The organism is Mycolicibacterium thermoresistibile (assembly GCF_900187065.1).
In the GTDB taxonomy this organism is placed as follows: Bacteria; Actinomycetota; Actinomycetes; order Mycobacteriales; family Mycobacteriaceae; genus Mycobacterium; species Mycobacterium thermoresistibile.
On the sequence record NZ_LT906483.1, the window covers coordinates 3,640,718 to 3,658,776 of the forward strand.

An 18,059-nucleotide genomic window follows, 5' to 3' on the forward strand; every position below is an offset into this window, starting at 1 on the left:
CAGAACAGGGTATCCGCCGGTGACGGCCTGACCGCCGCGACGGCGCTGACTCGCGGTTGGGCGGCGGCACCGTGGGAGATGTGCGACCGGGCCCCTGCCTCAGGGCAGTCCCGCGAACAGACGCCTCACGCCCGCGCCTTGGCCCGCGACCGGGCCCGCGCCCGGGCCGTCGCGCTGAGTTCCACCTTGCGCACCCGGATGCTCTCCGGGGTGACCTCGACGCATTCGTCGGCCGCGCAGAACTCCATCGCGCGTTCGAGGTCCAGCTGGATCGGCTTGGCCAGCGTCTCCATCACCTCCGCCGTCGACGCCCGCATGTTGGTCAGCTTCTTCTCGCGGGTGACGTTCACGTCGAGGTCTTCGGCGCGAGGGTTCACGCCGACCACCATGCCCTCGTAGGTCTCGTCCCCCGGCTCGACGAAGAACGTTCCGCGGTCGGCCAACTGCAGCAGTGCGTACGCCGTCACCTGGCCCGCGCGGTCGGACACCAGCGAGCCGCTGCGCCGGGCCCGGATCTCCCCCGCCCACGGCCGGTAACCGTCGAACACCGCGTGGGCGATGCCGGTGCCGCGGGTCTCGGTGAGGAAATCGGTGCGGAAGCCGATCAGCCCGCGGCTGGGGATCGTGTAGTCCATCCGCACCCAGCCGGCGGCGTGGTTGACCATGTGCTCCATCCGGCCTTTGCGGGCGGCCATCATCTGGGTGATCGAGCCGACGAACTCCTCTGGGCAGTCGATCGTCAACGCCTCGTACGGTTCATGCAGCTTGCCGTCGATGGTCTTGGTCACCACCTGCGGCTTGCCCACGGTCAGCTCGAAACCCTCCCGGCGCATGGTCTCGACCAGCACGGCCAGCGCGAGCTCGCCGCGGCCCTGCACCTCCCACGCGTCGGGACGGCCGATGTCGACCACCCGGATCGACACATTGCCGACCAGTTCGCTGTCCAGTCGCGACTTGACCATCCGCGCGGTCAGCTTGTGGCCGGACACCTTGCCGGCCAGTGGCGACGTGTTGGTGCCGATGGTGACCGAGATGGCCGGCTCGTCGACGGCGATGCGCGGCAGGGCCACCGGATGCTCCGGATCGGCCAGAGTGTCCCCGATCATGATGTCGGGCAGACCGGCGACCGCGACGATGTCCCCGGCCTGCGCCTCGGTGGTCGGGCTGCGCTCCACCCCGACGGTGACCAGCAGTTCGGTGATCTTGGCCTGGGTGGTCTCGCCCTCGCGGATCCACGCCACCTGCTGGCCTTTGCGCAACCGGCCGTTGGCGATCCGCACCAGCGCCAGCCGGCCCAGGAACGACGACGCGTCGAGGTTCGTCACCAGCGCCTGCAGTGGTTGATCGGGGTCGCCGGACGGCGGCGGGATGTGCTCGAGCAGCACGTCGAACAGCGGGTCGAGGTTGGTGCCGTCCGGAACCCGGCCGTCCGGCGGCGGGGTGGTGCTGGCGATGCCGGCACGGCCCGAGGCGTACAGCGTGGGCAGGCCCAGCGCGTGTTCGGCGGCCTGTTGGGCCTGCTCGTCGAGATCGGCGGCGACGTCGAGCAGCAGGTCGTGGCTGGCCTCGACCACCTCGGCGATCCGGGCGTCGGGCCGGTCGGTCTTGTTGACCACCAGGATCACCGGCAGGTGCGCGGCCAGCGCCTTGCGCAGGACGAACCGGGTCTGCGGCAGCGGGCCCTCCGAGGCGTCGACCAGCAGCAGCACCCCGTCGACCATGGACAGGCCGCGTTCCACCTCACCGCCGAAGTCGGCGTGGCCGGGGGTGTCGATGACGTTGATCACAGTGACGCTGCCGTCGGGGTGATGACGGTGTACCGCGGTGTTCTTGGCCAGGATCGTGATGCCTTTTTCCCGCTCCAGGTCACCGGAGTCCATGATGCGTTCGGTGGTGTCGTCCCCGCGGGCCTTGAGCGCGCCGGACTGCCGCAGCATGGCGTCGACCAGCGTCGTTTTGCCGTGGTCCACATGTGCGACGATGGCGACGTTCCGGAAGTTCACTCCGAAATTGTGTCAGCGTGAGTACCCGAATGAAAAACCGCGGAAGGTCGGGTGAAGTCGAAGAAGCTCGCCGGCCTCAAGCCGAAAAAGAAGTGCTGCCGGAGTAAACCCCGCTGTAAACGGTGCCCGGTGGTGGTGTCGAAGGTCCGCGAGGCCGAGCGCGACGGTATGCGCGGCAAGGACTTACAGAAGGTGTTCAAGCGCGCCCGAAGGTCATGACCGGCTTGCCGCGCGTCGGTGCACGACGACACAGCACCGGGTTGGATGCGGCTCCAGGCGCGGGCGGGCGGTGCGATCCCGGCTGCCCTCGACGATGCCCTCGATCAACCGCAGGTTCAGCCCGCACACCACCTCGGTGTGGTCCTCGGCCACCGCATGGAACGGACAGTTGCGCAGGATGACGGTGTCGTCGTCGCTCACGGCCGGACGGTAACCACAGCTGCGCAGCGCCGCGATCAGATCGCCCGCGGCGTCGGCGCCGACCCGCCGTCCGGCGTCGTAGGCGGTCTCGTTCACCGTCGTCCGCACGTGGTCGTCGCGCTCGGCGGCCTCGACGATCAGCCGCGCCAGGAACTCGTATGCGCGCGGCGGAACCGAGACGCTGACCTCCCGGGCCGACGGCGTGTACACCTTCGCGGGCCGTCCGGCGCCCGGACCGCTGCGGCCCGGGGGACGCTGATAGCTGACCGTCAGCAGGCCGGCCTCGGCCAGTTTGTCCAGGTGGTAGGCGGCCAGCGTGCGGCCGACCCCGGCCGCGGCCGCGGCCTCCTCGCGGGACACCGGACCGTCGGCGTCGGCCACGAACTCGTACATCTGCCGGCGCAACGGATCGTCCAGGCTGCTCAGAGCCGCTACCGCAACGCTGTCGTGCGAGCCGCCGATCGCCATACCCAATTCTAACACCAAAAAGTATTGACAATCACATCGGCCGGGAGGATTCTAAAAACATCATCCGTTATCGATAGAAGGAGATGAGGATGATGGCCACCTCAGCAACGCCCGCATCCGACGCACCGGTACTTCGCCGTGCCACCGAGGATCCCGCCTACGGCGTGTTTCTGCTGTTGCGGATCGGCTTCACGGTGCTGCCGATCGTGATGGGGCTGGACAAGTTCACCAATGTGCTGACCGACTGGACCGGGTACCTGGCGCCGTGGATCGTCAGCCTCAGTCCGTTCGGCGCGACCGGCACGATGATCGTCGTCGGCGTGATCGAGATCGTCGCCGGTGTCGCCGTCGCCCTCACACCGCGCTACGCCGCGTACGTCGTCGCGGCCTGGCTGGCCGGCATCATCATCAACCTGCTCAGCTATCCGGGTTTTTACGACGTGGCACTGCGCGACCTCGGTCTGCTGCTCGGCGCGTTGGCGCTGGGCCGCCTCGCGTCGGTGTACGACCCGCCGGTGCACCGCGGATAGTCCGGTCAGACCCCTCCACACCCGCCGACTCCCCGGTCGGCGGGTGTTCCGCGCGGGACGGCCGGGTTGAATGGAGTCCACATGGAGCTGATATCGGTGGGGCACGGCGCCCTGGACCGCCCCGGGTTGTTGACGCTGCTGCGCGACGCCGGGATCGACGCGGTGGTCGACATCCGCCGCTATCCGGGTAGCCGGCGCAACCCGGATGTCGCGGGCGAGGCGATGGCGCAGTGGCTGCCCGCCGCCGGCATCCACTACCGCTGGGACGCCCGGCTGGGTGGGCGCCGCCGGCTCCCGGCCGACTCCCCGGTGCTCGATTCCTGGTGGCGCGTCGAGCAATTCGCCGCCTATGCGGCCCACACCCGCACCCCGGAGTTCGCCGGGGGGCTGGCGGACCTGCTGGCCCAGGCCGAACAGCAGCGCACCGCGATGATGTGCAGCGAGGCGGTGTGGTGGCGGTGCCATCGCCGTCTGGTCGCCGACGTCGTGGTGCTGGCGCATTCCCGGCCGGTTCGCCACCTCATGCACGACGGCCGGCTGGTCGGACACCCGCCGTCCGAAGGCGCCCGCCTCCAGCCCCGCGGCCGGCTGGTCTGGGACGGCTGAACGCCTCCTGACCGGCTCATTTGCGGCGTAGGGTGGGGGTATCCGTCAGATGGTCGCAAGCCAGTTGGAGGTACCTCATGACGGTCTTCGAATGGTTCACCGCGGCGTTGGCCGCAGCCCTGGTGCTGGCGACATTTCTCGGGTTCTTCATCGGCCTGCTGGGCTGGCTCGGCGGGGTCTACATCGTCCGGTGCAGCGGCTGCCACCACCTGACGCTGTCGTCGGAGCGTGATCCGCGGCCGTCCTGTGTGCACTGCCGGCATCCGATGCTGACCCATCCGCTGTACTCGGTGCGGCACCCACATCAGAAGCCGATCGTCGACGACCCGCTGCGGTATTAGCGCCCGTCACCTGCCACGAGCGTCCGCGAATGTACGCCCGTGGCGGCGTGTCGGGGTGCAGACACCTTCGTAAGTGGTTTTTGTCAAGGGGTTGGGGGGCTCTGCCCGGTCCTCGTCTCTACGTAGTCATCAAACGGGTTTGGTACCCAACTGCGTGCAACCGAGTTCGGTGAGGACGGGCGGGGCCTGCTCATGGTGTCTGGCGAGGTCACCAAGTGGTGCCTCAGGGGCGCTTGGAGCTTGGCCCCAACCGTGGTTATTCGAGTGGCTTGGTTAAGCGGCCACGGGCATCACCTGCGCGGCGGCGATGGCGCCATCCCAGCGCACCCGCTGGGTGACCACGACATGCAGCCAACGCAGCAACGCCGCAGCGATCGCTGCTCGGGCCTGGCCGTCGGTGAGCTTGTTGTCGTCGCGGGTCGTCAGATACCGGTAGCGAGCGAGCATCACCGGATTATGTTGAAGGGCACCCCATGTCGCGCGCCAGGCGGCCAGCCGCAGCCGGGGTCGGCCACGCCGGGAGATCCGCGCTCGGCCGTTGAAGGTGCCGCTGGCGTTGTCGCGTGGGCACAGCCCGGCATGTTTGACCAGCGCGCGAGGGCTGTCAAAACGGGTGGGATCGCCGGTTTCGGCCAACATCGCCGCCGCTCCCACCGCCGAGACTCCGGGGATGCTGGTGACCAACTCGGTCAGCTCGAGTTCGTCGAGCACCTCAACCATGCGGGCTTCCACCTCGGCCAGCCGGATGCTGGCCGCGCGCCAATCAGAAAGCACCCAGCGGGCCCGCTCCAGTACACCGCGGCGTTGGACCATCACCCCGGCCGGGTCGACCAGCGCGACGAAGACCGCCTCGATGATGGCCCGACGCCGCCGCTGACCACCCCAACGGCCCAGCTCGCGAACCACCGCGGCCTCAAACCGTGCCAGCCCACGTCCCTTGAGCCGTTCCGGGCGGCCGTCACAGCGGTCGAGCACCACCGCCACAGCCGCACACCAGTTGCTCGAACCGAAGGGATCCGCCGCCGCCTCCAGCACCCCCGGCCAGACGCACTCCAGCAGGTCGCGCAGCTGCTGCACACACGCAGTGGCCTCGGTGACCAGCCGCTCACGGCGCGCTCCCAGCTGGCGCAGCCGCGCCCACGTCTCCTCAGCACGCTCGGGGCGGTAACAATGCAGCTGGGCCACCAGCCGCGCGATCAACATCGCATCCTTGTCATCGCTTTTGTCACGGGTGTAGTCCTCAGCTTCACGTGCCCGACCCACCAACATCGGGTTCACACACATCAACGTCATATCGCGTTGAGTGGCAAGCTGATTGAGCACCATCCAGCGATGCCCGGTCGGCTCACACCCCACCGTCACACCACAGAACCCATGCTTGTGCGCCACGCGCTGCGCCCACTCCAGCACAGGACCCAATTCCCACGCCCGAGCCTTCACCGTCTTGCGGGCCAGCACCTGCGAATCGTGATCACACACCACCACCGCCTGCTTCTTATCCGCCAGATCAATACCGACGATCACATGATCGGCCGGCACCAGCCGCCGCAGCTCGGCCAACTTGGCATTACGGCGCTTGTCACCACGCGACAGACCACTACCCTTGGACACGACGCCCTCCTCCATGTCATTGGGACTCGAACCCGTCAACGACATCAGGAGGGCGTCGCCACTTTCATCACCAACACGCCGCATAGCTCTCTTACTACGGACGCTCGCGGCAGTTGGGCGGTCACCAGCCGCGGCGCGGGGCATGACTGCCGACGAGCTCCCTGGTCGCCTCGCGGCTGCGGTAGACGATGTAGGGCCGGAACAGGTATCCGATCGGTGCGCTGAACACATGCACCAGCCGGGTGAATGGCCACAGGCAGAACAGCACCAACGCGATGACCACATGGATCTGGAACCAGGCCGGCGCCTGCACCATCAGATCGCCGCGCGGTTGCAACACCCAGATCGACCGGAACCACGGCGACACCGTCTCGCGGTAGTTGTGATCGGCCCCGACCGGCGTCGCACCGATCAGGGTGCACGCCAGTCCCGCGACGATCGCCATCACCAGCACCAGATACATCACCTTGTCGTTGACGGTGGTGGCCAGGAACACCGGTCCGGTGGTGCGGCGCCGGTACACCAGCAGCACGATGCCGGTCAACGTGCAGACCCCGGCGATACCCCCGAGCACCAGCGCCTGAATGTGATAGGCGTGCTGGCTCAACCCGATCGCCGACGTCCACGACTTCGGGATGACCAGGCCGATGATGTGGCCGACGATCACCACCAGGATGCCGAAATGGAACATCGGGCTGCCGATGCGCAGCAACCGTGACTCATACAGCTGCGACGAGCGGGTGGTCCAGCCGAACTTGTCGTAGCGGTAACGCCACCAGATGCCGACGGCGACGACCGCCAACGTCACATACGGCACCACGTTCCAGAACAGCGGCGACATCAGGTCTCCTCCCGGCGGGGCGGCACGGTCAGGGTGAACGGCTCCAGCCCCACGGCCTCGGCGGGCGGGCCGGCGGTCGCGAGCCGCTGCGCGCGCTGCCTCTCGGCGTCGGTGACCGGCGGCAGCGTCGACAGCACCGCGGCCACCGTCGACGCGTACGGGGATGCGGTCTCGGCCAACGCCCGGTGCAGCACCTCGATCGGCACCCGGTGCCCGGTGAGCAGCCGCCGCCCGCCGTCCGGATCGACGGTGGCGGCGAACTCCAGCACCACCGGCAGGTGATCGGGAAGCTCCCGGGCCGGCGGTTCCACCCCGGCGGCCCGGTAGGCCTGCGCGAACGCCAGCAGCGCATTGCCCCGGTTGCGGGTGTCGCCGTCGGTCCAGTAGGTCAAATACATCGTGCAGCGCCGCTTGAGATCGAAGGTGTCCACGTACAGCTGGGCGGCCCGCATCGGATCGAGCTCGCGCAGCGCCGCCGCGGTGGCCGAAAGCCCCTCGGCCACCGGCCCGTCGAGGTGCACCAGCATCTCGTCGGCCATCCGCAGGGAATCGGCGTCCGGGTAGCTCAGCAGCAGCGAGGCGCACTGCCAGCCCAGTCGGTGGTCGGTGGCCGGCCGGCCCCGGCGCACCAGCCTCATGTCGACTCCGCGTCCGGGAACATGCCGGCCGGCACGCCACGGCCGTCCCAGTTGAGCAGGTTGACCCGGGACGGCCGGGACGCGTTGGCCGCCATCCCACCGGAGGTCTGGCGGTGCCGCAGCGCGTGGAACGTCTCCACCGCCACCGGCACCGGATCGCCGCTGGCCTCGCCGAACGGTCCCGACTCGTACATGCCGGGGCCGCCCTCGAAGTCCAGCGAACAGCCGGCCTCCTCCACCGCACCGGGCACCGTCGCCGGGTAGGCGGTCGGAATCACGTACCGCTCATCGTATTTCGCCAGGGCCAGCAGCCGGTACATGTTGTAGACCTGCTCCTCGGTGAGGCCGACCGACTCCGGGATGTGCGGCTGGGTCGGCCGGCCGAGGTTGATGTCGCGCATGTAGGAGCGCATCGCGGCCAGCCGGCGCAGCGCCGCTTCCACGACGGCGGTGTCGCCGGCCGTGAACAACCCGGCCAGGTACTGCATCGGGATGCGCAGCGCCGACAGCGCGCCGAACAGGTTGCCCAGATCCTCACCGTCGTGGCCGTCCCGGGCGACCGCGTCGACCACCGGGGACAGCGGCGGGATGTACCACACCATCGGCATGGTGCGGTATTCCGGATGCAGCGGCAGCGCAACCTGATATTCGTGGATGAGCGCGTACACCGGTGAGCGTTGCGCCGCCTCGATCCAGTCGTCGGGGATGCCCTCGGCCCGGGCGGCGGCGATCACCTGCGGGTCGTTCGGGTCCAGGATCAGCGCCTTCTGCGCCTCGTAGAGGTCGGTCTCCTTCTCCACCGACGCGGCCGCGGTCACCGCGTCGGCGTCGTAGAGCACCAGCCCGATGTAGCGCAGTCGGCCCACGCAGGTCTCCGAGCACACCGTGGGCAGTCCGACCTCGACCCGCGGATAGCAGAAGGTGCACTTCTCGGCCTTGCCGGTCTTGTGGTTGAAATAGACCTTCTTGTAGGGACATCCGGACACACACATGCGCCAGCCACGGCAGCGGTCCTGATCGACGAGCACGATGCCGTCCTCGGAACGCTTGTACAGCGCGCCGGACGGGCAGGACGCCACACAGGACGGATTGAGGCAGTGCTCGCAGATCCGCGGCAGGTAGAACATGAACGTCTGTTCGAGTTCCAGCTTGACCTGTTCGTTGACCTTCTTGAGCACCGGATCATCCGGCACGATCTCCGGGGAGCCGCCCAGGTCGTCGTCCCAGTTCGCCGACCATTCGATGGTCATCGGCGCACCGCTGATCAGGCTGCGTGGCGGGGCCACCGGCATCTGATCACCCAGCGGTGCGGACAGCAGGTTGTCGTAGTCGTAGGTCCACGGCTCGTAGTAGTCGTTGATGCTCGGCATCTTCGGGTTGGCGAAGATGCGCAGGAGTTTGGCGAACCGGCCCCCGTCGCGCAGCCGCAGCCGGCCCCTGCGGTCGCGGACCCAGCCGCCGCGCCAGCGTTCCTGATCCTCGTAGGTGCGTGGATAGCCCTGTCCGGGACGGGTTTCGACGTTGTTGAACCAGACGTACTCGGTCCCCGGCCGGTTGGTCCACGCCTGTTTGCAGGTGACCGAGCAGGTATGGCAGCCGATGCACTTGTCGAGGTTCATCACCATCGCCAGCTGCGTCATGACTCTCATGTAGACCTCACTTCGCGAGCTCCGTGCGGCGGCATTCAGAACACCACCCTCTGGCTGCGGCGACGCACCACCGTCACCTCGTCACGTTGATTCCCGGTGGGGCCCAGATAGTTGAAGGCGAACGCGTTCTGCGCATACCCGCCGGCCAGGTGGCTCGGTTTGATCAGCAGCCTCGTCAGCGAGTTGTGGATGCCCCCGCGCTTGCCGGTGGTCTCGGCGATCGGAACGTCGATGGTGCGTTCCTGCACGTGGTAGACGTAGACCACCCCTTCCGGCATCCGGTGGCTGACGATCGCCCGGCACACCAGCACCCCGTTCGGGTTGACCGCCTCCACCCAGTCGTTGTCGGCGACACCGATTTTCGCGGCGTCGGCCGGGCTCATCCACATCGTCGGCCCACCCCGCGACAGCGACAGCATCAGTAGGTTGTCCTGGTACTCCGAGTGGATCGACCACTTCGAGTGCGGGGTCAGATACCGCACCGTGAGCCCCACCCCGTCGGAGTGGCCGATCTGCTGCGCGCCGAACAGCCGGGCCATGTCCAGCGGTGGGCGGTACACCGGCAACTGTTCGCCGAGTTCCTCGAGCCAGTCGTGGTCGAGGTAGAAGTGCATCCGGCCGGTCAGGGTGTGAAACGGCTTGAGATGCTCGATGTTCACGGTGAACGGCGCGTACCGCCGGCCGCCGGTCTCGCTGCCGGACCACTCCGGGCTGGTGATCACCGGCACCGGCCGGGCCTGGGTGTCGGCGAACGTGATGCGGCGCTCCTCGCTGCCCTCGGCCAGCTGCGCCAGCCGTTGTCCGGTGCGTTTCTCCAGCTCGCGGAAGCCCTCGACGGCCAGCCGGCCGTTGGAGGTGCCCGACAGCGCCAGGATCACCTCGGCCATCCGGGCGGCGGTGGTGATCGCGGGCCGTCCGGCGGCGGGCCCGGAGTCCATCACCCCGAACGCCTTGGCCAGTTCGGCGACCTCCTGCACCGGCCACGTGGTGACGCCCTTGGTGGTGACCCCGAGCTCCTCCACCAGCGGCCCCAGCGCGGCCCACTTGTCGGCGATCGCGGTGTAGTCGCGTTCCACCACCGCAAGCGGCCCGATCGTCTTGCCGGGCACCGGCACCTCCCCGGTGACCCGCCAGTCCCGTTCGGTGCCACCGGCATACGCCATCGCTCCCGGTGTGTCGTGCTGCAGCGCTCCGAGCACCACGTCGGTGCGGGTGCCCAGGTGCTTTCGGGCGAGCGCGCTGAACGCCCGGGCAATCGCCCCGAACGCGTCGTAGTCCGAACGGGTTTCCCACGGCGGGTCGATCGCCGGACTGAACGCGTGCACATAGGGGTGCATGTCGGTGCTGGACAGGTCGTGCTTCTCGTACCAGGTGGCGGCCGGCAGCACGATGTCGGACAGCAACGTGGTGGAGGTCATCCGGAAGTCGATCGACATCAGCAGGTCGAGCTTGCCTTCCGGAATCTCGTCGGGGCTGCGTACGTCGTTGGGCCGCAACGCTTCCGGCGTCCGGGTGGCCCGCAGATTGGAGTCGGTGCCCAACAGGTGGCGCAGGAAGTATTCGTTGCCCTTGCTCGACGAGCCGAGAAGGTTGGACCGCCACACGCTGAGCACGCGGGGCCAGTTGCGCGGGTCGTCCGGGTCGGTGACCGCCAGTTTCAGCCCGCCGGAGGCCAGTTGCTCACAGACGTAGGCTCCGATCTCCTTGCCCGCGGCCCGGGCCTCGTCGGCGATGTCCAGGCTGGACCGGTCGAACTGTGGGTAGAACGGGGACCAGCCCATCGCGGTGGCCGACGCCAGCACGTCCATGGTGTGCTTGCCGCGGAACCGGCCCCGCCCGATCGGGCTGGCCAGCGCGTCCGCCCGGTATCCGTCGTAGTTCCACTGGTCGGTGTGGACGTACCAGTACGAGGTGCCCGGCATCTGCCGCGGTGGCCGCGACCAGTCGGTGGCCATCGCCATGGTCGCCCACCCGGTGACCGGCCGGCATTTCTCCTGGCCGACGTAGTGCGCCCAGCCGCCGCCGTTGCGGCCCATCGAGCCGGTCAGCAGCAGCAGCGCCAGCACCGCCCGGTAGGTGGCGTCGCCGTGGAACCACTGGCAGATCCCGGCCCCCATGATGATCATCGACCGGCCGCCGGATTCCTCGGCGTTGCGGGCGAATTCGGTGGCGATCCGGATCACCTGGGCGGCCGACACCCCGGTGATCGGTTCCTGCCAGGCCGGCGTGTAGGGCCGGGTCGCGTCGTCGTACCCGGTCGGCCAGTCTCCCGGCAGCCCTGGCCGGCTCACGCCGTACTGGGCCAGCATCAGGTCGAACACCGTGCAGACCCGGTGATCGCCGACGTGACGCACCGGCACACCGCGGGTGACCGTCGTTCCGTGCCCGTCGACGCTGTCGAAGCACGGCAGCCGCACCTCGGTGACCGGACCGTCGCCGGTACGCACCGTCAACGCCGGAACCACCGGCCCGAGGTCGAGGTTCCACTTGCCCGCACCGTCGGTGCCGTACCGGAACCCCAGCGATCCGTGGGGCACCGTGACGGTGTCGGTGGCCTCGTCGAGCAGCATGGGTTTGAACGCGGCGTTCTCGTGCTGGCCGAAGACCTCGCCGAGGTCGGCCACGGTGAGCATCTTGCCGGGGACCAGCGCGCCGTCGCGCTCCTCGAGTTTGACCAGGAACGGCAGGTCGGTGTAGCGGCGCACATAGTCGGTGAAGAAAGGAACCTGCTTGCGGACAAAGAATTCGGAGAGGATCACATGACCCATCGCCATCGCCATGGCGCCGTCGGTGCCGGCGGCGCAGGGCATCCACTCGTCGGCGAACTTGGTGTTGTCGGCGTAGTCCGGGCTGACCGCGACGACCTTGGTGCCGCGGTAGCGCACCTCGGCCATCCAGTGCGCGTCCGGGGTGCGGGTGACCGGGACGTTGGAGCCCCACATCATCAGATAGGCCGCGTCCCACCAGTCACCGGACTCGGGCACGTCGGTCTGATCGCCGAACACCTGCGGGGAGGCCACCGGCAGGTCGGCGTACCAGTCGTAGAACGACGTCATCACCCCGCCGAGCAGTTCGATGAACCGCGACCCGGCCGCGAAAGACACCATCGACATCGCCGGGATCGGTGAGAACCCGGCGACCCGGTCCGGCCCATGGGTCTTGATGGTGTGCACATGGGCGGCGGCGATCATCTCGGTGGCCTCCGCCCAGCTGATCCGCACCAGCCCGCCCTTGCCGCGGGCCTGCTGATAGCGGCGGCGCCGCTGCGGGTCGGCCTGGATGTCGGCCCACGCCAGCACCGGATCGGTCAACCGGGCCTTGGCTTCCCGGTACATCTCGACCAGCACTCCGCGGGCATACGGGTAGCGCACCCGGGTCGGCGAATAGGTGTACCAGGAGAACGCCGCACCCCGGGGGCAGCCGCGCGGCTCGTACTCCGGGCGGTCCGGCCCCACGCTGGGATAGTCGGTCTCCTGGGTCTCCCAGGTGATGATCCCGTCTTTGACGTAGACCTTCCACGAACACGACCCGGTGCAGTTGACGCCGTGGGTGGAGCGCACCACTTTGTCGTGGCTCCACCGGTCCCGGTAGAACACATCGCCCTCGCGGCCGCCGCGCCGGTGCACGATGCGGCCGTCGTCGGACACGTCACCCGGGGTGAAGAACCGTCCGCTGCGCTGCAGCAGGTCCTCGATCGGGCCGCCGACACGCGGTGGGCTGGTCACTGCGGCGCTTCCTTCGGTTGGGGTTCGCGGGCGTGCAACTTCAGCGCGGTGTAGGCGAATGCCGCCAGCGCGGTCATCACCAGCAGCGCCAGCCCGATCGTGTAGTCGTTCTCGGCCGAGTCGTAGGTCGCCCCCATCACCAGCGGCGGGAAGTAGCCACCCAAACCGCCTGCGGCGGAGACGATTCCGGTCACCGATCCGACCGCGTTCGCCGGCGCGCGGCGGGCCACCCAGGCGAACACCCCGCCGGTGCCGATGCCCAGGAACAGCGCCAGGGAGATGAAGGTGACCGCCGACCAGAAATCCGGGGGCGGCTTGAGCGACGCCACGGTCGCCGCCGCCGCGGTGCCGCCGAACGACACCAGCACCACGTACTTGGGCGCGAACCGGTCGGCCAGCGCGCCGCCGACCGGCCGGGCCAGCACGGCGGCCAGCGCGAAGCCGGCGGTACGGGCCCCGGCGTCCACGGGGTCGAAGTCGTAGATCAGTCGGATGTAGGTGGGCAGATAGTTGCTGAACGCCACGAATCCGCCGAACACGATCGCGTAGAGGATCGACATCTCCCAGGTGACCGGGAGTCTGGCGGCGGCCTTGAGCTTGGGCAGCACCCGCTCGGTGTTCGGGGTGAAGTCCGGCGAGTCATGCATCGCGACCAGGCACAGCAGGGCGGTGAGGCCCAGCGCGACGGCGATGATGACGTGGGTGGTGAACAGCCCGAACGACTCGACGAAGCGCGGGGTGAAGAACGCCGACAACGCGGTGCCGACCATGCCCATGCCGAACACGCCGGTGGCGAATCCGCGCCGGGACGGGGCGTACCAGTTGTTGGCGAACGGGATGCCGACCGCGAAGATCGTGCCGGCGATGCCCAGGAAGAATCCGAACACCAGCAACAGCGGGTAGGACCCGGCCGCACCGGCGGCGCCGACGGCCAGCACCGGCACGATCGAGGCGAGCGTGATCGCGATGAACATCGCCCGGCCGCCGTACCGGTCGGTCAGCGATCCGACGACGATGCGGCCCACCGCGCCCACCAGAATCGGGGTGGCCACCAGCATCGACGCCTCGGCGCTGCTGAGCGAGATGTCGACGGCGTAGGTGGTGGACAGCGGGCCGATCATGTTCCAGGCCCAGAAGTTGATGGCGGACACCCACGTCGCCAGCGCGAGGTTCCACCCTTGTCGTGCGCCGGCGCGCGGCGCCGTCACCGTCCTCACCGTCCCTAGGTAACCACCCTTAGGCGGCGATTTCCGGCCGATTAGCGTAACCGTTACCCGGTTGCCCGGGTTCGTCACGTTCCGGCCGGCGCGTCACCGGGCCGACAACAGCGCCGTCAGCTCGGGGATCCAGGCCCGGTCGGCGGGCACCCAGTCCAGGTCGTGCAGCTCGGCGGCGGTCACCCAGCGCAGCGCACGGTGGTCGTTGGGGCTCGGTGACCCGCCGCGGTGATGGACCCGGAACGCCCGCAGGACCATCGATTCGGTCAGCGCCACCTCGACACCCAGCCGGGCGCCCACCTCGACGTCGACGCCGAGTTCCTCTTTGAGTTCGCGGACCAGGGCCTCAGCCTCGGTCTCCCCCGGCGCCACCTTGCCGCCGGGCAGTTCCCACCGGCCGGCCAGCTCCGGCGGCCGATTGCGTTGCGCCACCAGCAACGCCGCGTCGGCGATCAGCGCACCGGCCACCACAATCTGAGGTTGGGGGATCTGGGTCATCGGCTACCGACCGTATACGAGCCGTGGCTCGCGGTTTGCGTGACGCTGTGGCGGTTCGGGCGCCGCTTTTCCGCCCTGGCGTTACGCAACTGTCGGCGTATCGTCGGCGTATCGTCGCTGGCATGGCTGTGTTGACCGATGAGCAAGTGGACGCCGCGCTGTCGGGGCTCAACGGCTGGGAGCGGAAAGACGGCGCCCTGCGCCGGTCGGTGACGTTCCCGACGTTCCTGGACGGCATCGAGGCGGTCCGCCGGGTCGCCGAGCGCGCCGAGCAGAAGGACCACCACCCCGACATCGACATCCGCTGGCGCACCGTGACTTTCGCGCTGGTGACACATTCCGCGGGCGGGATCACCGAGAAGGACTTGGAACTGGCAAAGGAGATCGACGAACTGATCGACCGGTGACGGCGGGCCGGGTACCGGCGATCCACGCCAGCGTCGCGATGGTCGCGACGACGTAGCAGAGCCCGGCCCAGGCCAGATACCAGGGCCGGCCGATCTCCCAGATGCTGGGTTGGGCGAAGCTCAGCAGCCACGGCACCCCGATCAGGGTGAGGGCGAGCCAGCCCCACCCGAGCACCTTGGCGCCCACCCGGTCCCGCAGTGGACCGTGGATCAACCAGATCATCAGCGGGATCAACCAGACCCAGTGGTGGGTCCAGGAGATCGGCGACAGCAGCAGCCCGAACAGTTGCACGATGACCAGCGCACCGAGTCGGTCGCCGTTCTCCCCGCGCGCCCCGCCGATGGCACGCCAGGCCAGCACCGCCAGCACCGCGGTGAGGGCCAGCGCCGTGAGCACCAGCGGACCGTAGCCGGCGTCGTAGCCCAGCACCCGGGACAGGCCGCCCCGCCAGGACTGGTTGAACGACGTCCCGATCGGCCCGACCCGGTCGGCGTCACCGAGCAGGTCGGTGAAGTAGTACCGGGCCTGTTGGTCGACGACCAGGATCGACAGCCCGACGGTCGCGAAGAAGACGACCGCGGAGAAGATCGCCGCGCCCCATCGGCGTGCCCCGAGGAAGTACAGCCCGGTGATGGCCGGGGTTAGTTTGACCCCGGCGGCCAGGCCGACCAGCAGGCCCGACAGCCACCACCGGGTGCTGTACACCGCCCACAGTGCGGCGAACACCAGCACGACGTTGATCTGGCCGTAGTCGAAGGTGCTGCGCAGCGGTTCGGTCCAGATGCCCACCGCCGTCCACAGCATCGCGACACGCCGGTCCTGCGGGCCGGCCAGCAGCCGCTGGCTGAGGCGCACCACCCCGTACAACGCGGCGATGGTGCCGAGTTGCCACAGGAACCCCAGCACGCCGAACGGCAGCAGGTGCATCGGGTAGAAGATCAGCGCGGCGAACGGCGGGTAGGTGAACGGCAGCGGGAAATCCGGGGTCTGATCGGCGTAGACGTAGTCGTAGAGCGCCCCGGGGCCGTCGACCCGCTCGGCTCCCCCCACGTAGACGTGCAGGTCGACGAAGTTGGCCCCGTTGGGCAGCAGGTAGGCCCACGCCAGCCGTGCGGCGATGCTGACCACCAACAGCACCGGCGCCGCGATCAGCAGGCGATTCGACCGGCGCACGGTGGTGGACACAGGTGGTTCGGTGTTGATGTCCCGACTCTAACGATCGGTCACCGTAGCCCCTCACATCCGTAACGGTTGAATAAATGCCACACATGTCACTTGAGTAACAGCAGTAACGCCGTAGCTTGGGGCTTGCATGCCGTCAACGGGATTGGGAGAACTATGCGAGCCACCAGAAAACTCATCACCAGCAGCGTGATCGCCGCAGGCGGTGCCGTCGCTGTCGCGTTGACGTGCAGCGCGACCGCGGCGGCCCAACCCGCCCCGGCCCCCGCGCCGTCGCCCGGCGTTCCGTTCATGGACCAACTGGCCACCGCGGCGGCCAACGCACCGGCGATCCTGCAGAGCGCAGCCGCCGCCCTGGGCGGGACGAACACCATGCCGTCCGCTCCGGTGGTGGCCCCGCCGCCGGCGGCGACCGCGCAGATCACGGTGCCGCAGCCCGCGCTGCCCGCAACGGTGGCCCCGGCGACCGCGCCGATCATCAAACAACCGGGCACGGTGACACCCACCGCGCCGGGAGTCCCGCTGCCGACCGCCGAGGCGACGCTGCCGAACGTTGCGGGGACCCCGGTTCCGCAGCAGGTCTCGTTGCCGGCCGACGTGTCGGCGCTGTTGCCCGCGGCGGGAAGCCAATTGGCGAACCTGATGCCGGCGGTGCCGAACGAGCCCGGCGCCCCGGCACCGGCGACACCGCCGATGCTGCCGTCGGGGCTCTTCCCGACGTCGGCGCTGCCCTGAGCCGCCCCGTCAGCAGACCGCTTCCGACAACGATTTTTGGGGGACCATGTCATCGACCAAGACGCTCGTCGCGCTCGGCTCCTCGGCGGCTCTGCTGCTGATGACCCCGGCGTTCGCGATCGCGCAACCGGTGTCACCGCCGCCGGTCGACGGGGTGCAGGCTCCGGGCCTGCCCGCCGTGCAGGGGCTGGCGCCGGTGATCCAGGACGCGGCCAGCGATCCGACCAACGCGACGTCGATGTTGATGGCGGCCGCGGCGATGTTCACCGGCAACGCCGAGGCATCCCCGGAATCCCGGAATGTGGCTGCGGCGGTCAATGATTTCGTCAGCAAGCCGGCGACTCCGGTTGCCCACAAGCCGGCGGCGGGTGCCGTGCCGGGGGCGCACGCGCACCTGCCGCCGGGAGTGAATCCGGCGCACGCGGTCGGTCCGCTGCCGGCCCATGCGCCCGAGGTTCCGCAGGCGCCGGGCCCCGCGCCCGGTCCCGCCCCCGAAGCGGCCGTTCCCGGAGCGGCTGCTCCTGACGCGGCTGCTCCCGCCCCGGAGGCCGCTCCCGTCACCGAGGCGGCGGCGCCCGTTCCGGAGGCGCTCTCGGCTGTCGAGCCGCCGGCCCCCGCTCCGTCGCCCGAGGCATCCGGCCCGAACACCGCACCACCCGGGTTCGCACCGGACAGCCCGCCGACGCAGGAGTTCATGTATCCCTCGATCAGCAACGGCTGCCTCGCCGACGGCGGAAACGTCTTGGCGACAGCGATTTCGGTGGCCGGTCCGGCGGACATCCCCACGCCGGGGCCGGGTCCGGGTCAGACGGCGTATGTGTTCACCGCGGTCGGCACGCCCGGACCTGCACCGGAACAGAAGCTGCCGCTGAACGTCACCTGGGTCAACCTGACCACCGGGAAGTCCGGCACCGCCACGCTCAAACCGCGGCCGGACATCAACCCGGACGGGCCGACGACATTGACCGCGATCGTCGACACCGGCTCGGGGAGCATCATGTCGACGATCTTCGGGCAGGTGACGACCGTCGACAAGCAGTGTCAGTTCATGCCGACGATCGGCTCGACCGTCGTGCCCTGACCCGAGCGGACTTCACCGAGCGCACGCTGCGACGCTGTCGGCGGCCGAGCGTGCGCTCGGTGCGTTCAGGACCTCCGTGTCAGGACCTCGTGGTCGACAGGCGGGA

At 69.0% G+C, this 18,059-nt stretch carries 15 protein-coding genes and 1 pseudogene; 6 read left to right on the top strand and 10 right to left on the bottom strand.

What is annotated here, in order from left to right:
* Positions 1–125 precede the first annotated feature (125 nt).
* Together typA and CKW28_RS17030 are read right to left on the bottom strand one after the other, a co-directional pair.
* Positions 126–2,003: a translational GTPase TypA gene (gene typA, locus CKW28_RS17020; protein WP_003926056.1), complete on the bottom strand. Its 1,878-nt coding sequence runs from the start codon at positions 2,001–2,003 to the stop codon at positions 126–128.
* A gap of 213 nt (positions 2,004–2,216) precedes the next feature.
* Positions 2,217–2,891, bottom strand: coding sequence for a helix-turn-helix transcriptional regulator (locus CKW28_RS17030; RefSeq protein WP_003926057.1), 675 nt, complete (start codon positions 2,889–2,891; stop codon positions 2,217–2,219).
* An 89-nt stretch (positions 2,892–2,980) separates the two neighbouring features.
* Between CKW28_RS17030 and CKW28_RS17035 the strand changes: the two genes are divergently transcribed.
* From CKW28_RS17035 to CKW28_RS17045, 3 genes are all read left to right on the top strand, one after another.
* Positions 2,981–3,421 (top strand): DoxX family membrane protein, encoded by a 441-nt coding sequence (locus tag CKW28_RS17035; RefSeq protein ID WP_003926058.1) that lies wholly within the window; start codon positions 2,981–2,983, stop codon positions 3,419–3,421.
* 81 nt (positions 3,422–3,502) lie between these two features.
* On the top strand, positions 3,503–4,027 hold the full coding sequence (locus tag CKW28_RS17040) for a DUF488 domain-containing protein (protein WP_003926059.1): 525 nt from the start codon (positions 3,503–3,505) through the stop codon (positions 4,025–4,027).
* A gap of 77 nt (positions 4,028–4,104) precedes the next feature.
* Positions 4,105–4,368 carry a hypothetical protein gene (locus CKW28_RS17045; protein ID WP_003926060.1) on the top strand — a complete coding sequence of 88 codons (264 nt, stop codon included), beginning with the start codon at positions 4,105–4,107 and terminating at the stop codon, positions 4,366–4,368.
* 273 nt (positions 4,369–4,641) lie between these two features.
* Here the strand turns inward: CKW28_RS17045 and CKW28_RS17050 are convergent, their stop codons facing one another.
* The 7 genes and pseudogenes from CKW28_RS17050 to CKW28_RS17080 form a co-directional block, all read right to left on the bottom strand.
* A complete protein-coding gene (locus CKW28_RS17050; protein WP_157997571.1) occupies positions 4,642–5,979 on the bottom strand; it encodes an IS110 family RNA-guided transposase in 1,338 nt (445 codons plus the stop codon).
* A gap of 121 nt (positions 5,980–6,100) precedes the next feature.
* A pseudogene (gene narI, locus CKW28_RS17055) lies at positions 6,101–6,829 on the bottom strand (respiratory nitrate reductase subunit gamma); the annotation flags it as partial.
* Positions 6,820–7,458, bottom strand: a complete 639-nt coding sequence (gene narJ / locus CKW28_RS17060; protein WP_003926149.1) for a nitrate reductase molybdenum cofactor assembly chaperone — start codon at positions 7,456–7,458, stop codon at positions 6,820–6,822. The gene narJ and the pseudogene narI, both read right to left, overlap by 10 nt.
* A complete protein-coding gene (gene narH, locus CKW28_RS17065; protein WP_040547128.1) occupies positions 7,455–9,107 on the bottom strand; it encodes a nitrate reductase subunit beta in 1,653 nt (550 codons plus the stop codon). Before narH ends, narJ begins: the two co-directional genes overlap by 4 nt.
* Positions 9,108–9,142: 35 nt before the next feature.
* Positions 9,143–12,832: a nitrate reductase subunit alpha gene (locus CKW28_RS17070; protein WP_003926151.1), complete on the bottom strand. Its 3,690-nt coding sequence runs from the start codon at positions 12,830–12,832 to the stop codon at positions 9,143–9,145.
* The gene (locus CKW28_RS17075; RefSeq protein WP_050811984.1) at positions 12,829–14,049 is read right to left on the bottom strand and encodes a nitrate/nitrite transporter; all 1,221 of its coding nucleotides are present in this window, start codon (positions 14,047–14,049) and stop codon (positions 12,829–12,831) included. The genes CKW28_RS17070 and CKW28_RS17075 overlap by 4 nt, the downstream gene beginning before the upstream one ends.
* Before the next feature lie 93 nt (positions 14,050–14,142).
* Entirely contained in the window at positions 14,143–14,547 is a 405-nt protein-coding gene (locus CKW28_RS17080; protein ID WP_040547132.1) for a (deoxy)nucleoside triphosphate pyrophosphohydrolase, read from the bottom strand.
* 122 nt (positions 14,548–14,669) lie between these two features.
* On the opposite strand from CKW28_RS17080, the gene CKW28_RS17085 reads away from it, so the two are divergent.
* Positions 14,670–14,954 (top strand): 4a-hydroxytetrahydrobiopterin dehydratase, encoded by a 285-nt coding sequence (locus CKW28_RS17085; protein ID WP_003926155.1) that lies wholly within the window; start codon positions 14,670–14,672, stop codon positions 14,952–14,954.
* Here CKW28_RS17085 and CKW28_RS17090 read toward each other — a convergent pair.
* On the bottom strand, positions 14,899–16,158 hold the full coding sequence (locus CKW28_RS17090; protein WP_197700654.1) for a mannosyltransferase: 1,260 nt from the start codon (positions 16,156–16,158) through the stop codon (positions 14,899–14,901). The two genes, CKW28_RS17085 and CKW28_RS17090, sit on opposite strands and share 56 nt — an antisense overlap.
* A 135-nt stretch (positions 16,159–16,293) precedes the next feature.
* Here CKW28_RS17090 and CKW28_RS17095 point away from each other — a divergent pair, with 135 nt between their 5' ends.
* Positions 16,294–16,872, top strand: a complete 579-nt coding sequence (locus CKW28_RS17095; RefSeq protein ID WP_003926157.1) for a hypothetical protein — start codon at positions 16,294–16,296, stop codon at positions 16,870–16,872.
* A 46-nt stretch (positions 16,873–16,918) separates the two neighbouring features.
* On the top strand, positions 16,919–17,953 hold the full coding sequence (locus CKW28_RS17100) for an Rv1157c family protein (protein ID WP_003926158.1): 1,035 nt from the start codon (positions 16,919–16,921) through the stop codon (positions 17,951–17,953).
* The last annotated feature ends 106 nt before the right edge of the window (positions 17,954–18,059 follow it).